The sequence below is a fragment of the Mesorhizobium sp. M7D.F.Ca.US.004.03.1.1 genome, assembly GCF_003998635.1.
GTDB lineage: Bacteria > Pseudomonadota > Alphaproteobacteria > Rhizobiales > Rhizobiaceae > Mesorhizobium > Mesorhizobium loti.
The window spans coordinates 1-5,354 of the sequence record NZ_RZQG01000394.1 but is presented as its reverse complement, the minus strand read 5'-3'; the positions used below and the strand labels follow the sequence as shown (position 1 = coordinate 5,354).

The following is a 5,354-nucleotide window of genomic DNA, read 5'->3' as shown; positions in this document are numbered from 1 at the left end:
GGGCGAGGCGCTGGGAATATTCGAGTTGGCGCAACTCGTCGGGCAGGCCGATCAGCACGTTGGAATCGGAGCCGACGCCAAAGCGGCCGCCATGTTCTCTGAACAGCGGCGCTGCAAAAGTGCCGTCGCCGAGATTGGCCTCGGTGATCGGGCAGAGACCGGCGATGGCCCCGCTTTTGGCCATGGCGACGGTTTCCGCATCGGTCATGTGAGTGGCGTGGATCAGGCACCAGCGCTTGTCGACTTTGGCATGGCCAAGCAGAAATTCGACCGGCCGCGCGCCCGACCAGGCAAGGCAATCCTCGACTTCCTTCACCTGCTCGGCAATGTGGATGTGGATAGGCCCATCCGGCACCATCTCGGCCACCTCAATCAGTTCTTCCGGTGTCGCCGCGCGCAAACTGTGCGGGGCAACGCCGACAACCGCTTGATTCAAAGTGCGAACGCATTCCCGGCTTTTCTCAACAAGCCGCGAGAACCGATTCACATCGTTGATGAATCGCCGCTGGCCTTCGTTTGGCGCGGCACCGCCGAAAGACGAATGTGCGTAAAACACCGGCAGCAGCGTCAGGCCGATGCCCGTTTCGCCGGCCGCGGCCGCAATGCGCTCGGCCATCTCGGCGAGGTTGGCGTAGGGTTTTCCATCGCGGTCGTGATGCAGATAGTGAAATTCGCCGACGCGTGAAAAACCGGCCTCCAGCATCTCGACATAGAGCTGCGCTGCAACCGCCTCGACCTGATCGGGCGTCATCGACAGGGCGAAACGGTACATCACCTCGCGCCAGCTCCAGAAACTGTCGGCGGAGGGGCCGCGAAGCTCGGCAAGGCCGGCCATGCCGCGCTGGAAGGCGTGACTGTGCAGGTTGGGCATGCCGGGCAACAGGATCGCGTGGCGTTCGTCGTCGGCTACCGCTGCGGCACCAGGCTGAACGGCTGTAATGCGTCCCTCGGCCAAGGTGAGCCGCACATTGTCGTGCCAGCCATTGGGAAGGAGTGCCTGCTCCGCGAAGATATCAGTCACTTTTCTCTCCGGTTCTCTGTCTCTCATGCGATGATGGCACTTGCAGCGCGTTTCAATATGTATATACATAATCACCATCGATTGAAACGGAAAAGATGATGGCCGCAGAGAGCAAAAGCCGGGCAGGGGGTCTTCGTCTGTGGCGCAATGCGCGCCTGGCGACCATGGCCGAAAGTTCTGCGGGACTTGGCATCGTCGAACAGGGCGCGATCGCTGCGCGGGATGGCCGCATAGTGTACGCCGGTCCCGAAGCGGAGCTGCCCTCAACACTTGCCCAGGGCGCTGAGACGGTCGATTGCGAGGGCCGCTGGATCACGCCCGGCCTGATCGACTGCCATACCCATCTGGTCCATGCCGGCAACCGCGCCAACGAATTCGAGATGCGGCTGGCCGGCGCCACCTATGAAGAAGTCGCCAGAGCCGGCGGCGGCATTGTCTCGTCGGTCAAGTCGCTGCGTGCAGCCAGCGAGAGCGAGTTGGTCGCGCAGTCATTGCCTCGTCTCGACGCGCTGATCGCCGAAGGCGTAACCACCGTGGAGGTAAAGTCGGGCTACGGCCTCGATCTCGAAAACGAAAAGAAGTCGCTGCGTGCGGCCCGCCAATTGGGTGAACGGCGGCCGGTGACGATCCGCACGACTTTCCTCGGCGCCCACGCGCTGCCGCCGGAAGCTAGGGGCGACAAGGACGCTTTCATCGATCTGGTCGCCAAAGAAATTCTCCCGGCGGTTGCCGCCGAGGGGCTGGCCGACGCGGTCGATGGGTTTTGCGAGGGCATCGCCTTTTCGCCGGAGCAGATGGCGCGGGTGTTCGATGCCGCCAAGGCCGCCGGCCTGCCGGTCAAGCTTCATGCCGACCAGCTGTCCAACCTGCATGGCGCCGAACTCGCCGCCCGCTATGGCGCGCTGTCGGCCGACCATCTCGAATACACCGATGAGGCGGGTGCGGTGGCGATGGCCAAGGCCGGAACCGTGGCGACGATCCTGCCCGGTGCCTACTATTTCATTCGCGAAACAAAAAAGCCCCCGATCGGCCTGTTTCGCCAGCACGGCGTCAAGATGGCTGTCGCCACCGACAACAATCCCGGCACCTCGCCGCTGACCTCGCTGCTTCTGACCATGAACATGGCCGCGACCCTGTTCGGCCTGACCGTCGACGAATGTCTTGCCGGCGTCACCCGCGAGGCGGCCCGTGCGCTTGGTCTGCTGGGTGAAACCGGCACGCTTGAGGTCGGAAAATCCGCCGACCTGGCGATCTGGGACATCGAGCGCCCCGCCGAACTCGTCTACCGCATGGGCTTCAACCCGCTGCATGCCCGCATCTGGAGAGGACAATGACCGAACTGACCCTGAAGCCCGGCAATGCGACGCTGGCCGACTGGCGCGCGATCTATCGTGGCGCCGCACTGAAGCTCGACGATGCCTGCCGACCGAAAATCAAGGCGAGCGCCGAGGCCGTCGCCAGGATCGTTGCCAAGGGCGAGCCGGTCTATGGCATCAACACCGGCTTCGGCAAACTGGCGAGCGTCCGCATTCCGGCCGAAGACCTGGAGACCTTGCAGCGCAACATCGTGCTGTCGCACGCCGCCGGCGTCGGCGAGCCGATGCCATCAGCCGTTTGCCGGCTGATGATGGCGCTGAAGCTCGCCAGCCTGGCGCAGGGCGCCTCCGGTGTACGGCCGCAAACCATCGAGTTGCTGGAAGCGATGCTGGCCAACGACGTCATCCCGGTGGTGCCGGCGCAAGGCTCGGTCGGCGCCTCCGGTGACCTTGCCCCGCTGTCGCACATGACGGCGGTGATGATCGGCGTCGGCGAATGCTTCACCCCGCATGGACGCTTCCCGGCCAAGGTCGCCTTTGTCTCGCATGGGCTGGAGCCGGTGACATTGGGCGCCAAGGAAGGCCTGGCGCTGCTCAATGGAACGCAATTCTCGACCGCCTACGCGCTGGCCGCCCTGTTCGAGGCCGAAGTGCTTTACCAGTCGGCGCTGGTCGCCGGCGCCTTGTCGACCGACGCCGCAAAAGGCTCCGATGCACCCTTCGATCCGCGCATTCATGCCTTGAGAAAGCATCGCGGCCAGATCGAGACGGCGGACGCGCTGCGCAATCTGATGGCCGGCAGCGCCATCCGTGAATCGCACCGGGTTGGCGACGAGCGTGTGCAGGATCCGTATTGCTTGCGCTGCCAGCCACAGGTCATGGGCGCGGCACTCACCGTGCTGCGCCAGGCGGCCGACACGCTGGGCACCGAGGCCAATGGCGTCACCGACAATCCGCTGATCTTCGCCGAGGATGACACCGCACTGTCCGGCGGCAATTTCCACGCCGAGCCGGTGGCCTTCGCCGCCGACATGATCGCGCTCGCCGTCTGCGAGATCGGCTCGTTGTCGGAACGCCGCATCGCCATGCTGGTCGACCCGGCATTGTCGGGGATGCCGGCCTTTTTGACGCCGAAGCCCGGTCTGAACTCCGGCTTCATGATCCCGCAGGTGACTGCGGCGGCGCTCGTCTCCGAAAACAAGCAGAAAGCCTATCCGGCCAGCGTCGATTCCATCCCCACCTCGGCCAACCAGGAAGATCACGTTTCGATGGCGGCGCACGGTGCGCGCCGGCTGATCGGCATGGTTGAGAACGCCACCGCGGTGATCGGCATCGAACTGCTGGCCGCGGCGCAAGGCTGCGACTTCCATGCGCCGCTGGCGTCGAGCGCGGCGCTCGAGGCCGTGCGCAAGCTGGTCCGGGCCGAGGTGTCGCATCTCGACAATGACCGGCATTTCCACCCCGATATGGAAAAGGCGATCGCCATGGTGCGCAGCGGCGCGACCATCAAGGCAGCCGGCGCGATAGCGCTGCCGTCGATTTCCGGAGCGGCATGATGGCAAGCACGCCCTGGCTCACCGTCACGCCCGGTACCGCCCCGTTGCTGGTGTCGATCCCGCACACCGGAATCGATCTCGCTGGCCTCGAGAACCGGCTGGTGTCGCCCTGGCTCGGCCGCCGCGACTGCGACTGGTGGATCGACATGCTCTACGATTTCGTGACCGACCTCGGTGCAACTGTCGTGCACACCGCGATCTCTCGCACCGTCATCGACGTCAACCGTGATCCATCCGGCGCATCGCTCTATCCCGGCCAGGCGACGACCGGCCTCTGCCCGACAGAAACCTTCGACGGGGATCCGCTCTACCGCGAAGGCGAGGAGCCGGGACCTTCAGAGGTTGATGAGCGGCGCGAAAAATTCTTCGTGCCCTACCATGCCGCCTTGCAGGCCGAGATCGGCCGCTTGCGCGGGCTGCACGAGAAGATCGTTCTCTATGACTGCCATTCGATCCGCTCGGTGCTGCCGCGCCTGTTTGAAGGCACACTGCCGGTGTTCAATCTCGGCACCAATGACGGCAAGAGCGCCGATCCGACCTTGCAGGCGATGGTCGATCAGATCATCGCCGAGACCGGCGAGACCTCTGTCGTCAATGGCCGTTTCAAGGGCGGCTGGATCACGCGCCATTTCGGACAACCTCAAGATGGCGTGCATGCGCTGCAAATGGAGCTGTCCAACCGTGGCTACATGCGCGAGCCGGAAGGTAAGGGCATGCCGGACAACTGGCCGGTGCCTTACGATGCCGAGTTTGCTGCACCGATCCGCGCCACGCTGCGGAAAATCCTCGAGACCGCGACATCCTGGGCGCGCGTCTGACATCAGGTCCTTTTATGGAGTGACGCCATGAACAATCCTCGCCACAACATCCGTGAAGTCCGCAGCCCGCGTGGCACCGAAATCAGCGCCCGCTCCTGGCTGACGGAAGCGCCGCTGCGCATGCTGATGAACAATCTCGACCCGGACGTCGCCGAAAATCCCAACGAGCTGGTCGTCTATGGCGGCATCGGCCGGGCGGCGCGGACCTGGAACGACTTCGACCAAATCGTCGCCTCGTTGAGGACACTGGCCGATGACGAGACTTTGCTGGTGCAGTCCGGCAAGCCGGTCGGCGTCTTCCGCACCCATTCCGACGCACCGCGCGTGCTGATCGCCAATTCCAATTTGGTGCCGCATTGGGCGACCTGGGAAAAATTCAACGAGCTCGATAAAAAGGGCCTGATGATGTACGGCCAGATGACGGCCGGCTCGTGGATCTACATCGGCACGCAAGGTATCGTGCAGGGCACCTACGAGACCTTCGTCGAGGCCGGCCGCCAGCATTATGGCGGCAATCTCAAGGGAAAATGGATCCTGACCGGCGGGCTCGGCGGCATGGGCGGCGCCCAGCCACTGGCCGCCGTCATGGCCGGCGCCTGCTGCCTGGCGATCGAATGCAACCCGGACTCGATCGATTTCCGCC

General features: G+C 64.2%; 4 protein-coding genes and 1 pseudogene. 4 read left to right on the top strand and 1 reads right to left on the bottom strand.

Annotated features, from left to right (window positions below; translation table 11 throughout):
• The coding region (locus tag EN935_RS20830; RefSeq protein WP_127373573.1) for a formimidoylglutamate deiminase at positions 1-1,021 on the bottom strand (1,021 nt) is incomplete at its 3' end.
• A 98-nt stretch (positions 1,022-1,119) separates the two neighbouring features.
• Here EN935_RS20830 and hutI point away from each other — a divergent pair.
• The 4 genes and pseudogenes from hutI to EN935_RS20810 form a co-directional block, all read left to right on the top strand.
• Positions 1,120-2,355, top strand: a complete 1,236-nt coding sequence (gene hutI, locus EN935_RS20825) for an imidazolonepropionase (RefSeq protein WP_127373572.1) — start codon at positions 1,120-1,122, stop codon at positions 2,353-2,355.
• A complete protein-coding gene (gene hutH / locus EN935_RS20820) occupies positions 2,352-3,893 on the top strand; it encodes a histidine ammonia-lyase (protein WP_126068749.1) in 1,542 nt (513 codons plus the stop codon). Before hutI ends, hutH begins: the two co-directional genes overlap by 4 nt.
• Positions 3,893-4,711 (top strand): N-formylglutamate deformylase, encoded by an 819-nt coding sequence (gene hutG, locus EN935_RS20815; RefSeq protein ID WP_127265669.1) that lies wholly within the window; start codon positions 3,893-3,895, stop codon positions 4,709-4,711. The genes hutH and hutG overlap by 1 nt, the downstream gene beginning before the upstream one ends.
• A 27-nt stretch (positions 4,712-4,738) precedes the next feature.
• A pseudogene (locus EN935_RS20810) lies at positions 4,739-5,354 on the top strand (urocanate hydratase); the annotation flags it as partial.

Coding starts and splice junctions, on each gene's coding strand:
- hutI (WP_127373572.1), top strand. CDS start 1,120: ATGGCCGCAGAGAGCAAAAGCCGGGCAGGGGGTCTTCGTCTGTGGCGC.
- hutH (WP_126068749.1), top strand. CDS start 2,352: ATGACCGAACTGACCCTGAAGCCCGGCAATGCGACGCTGGCCGACTGG.
- hutG (WP_127265669.1), top strand. CDS start 3,893: ATGGCAAGCACGCCCTGGCTCACCGTCACGCCCGGTACCGCCCCGTTG.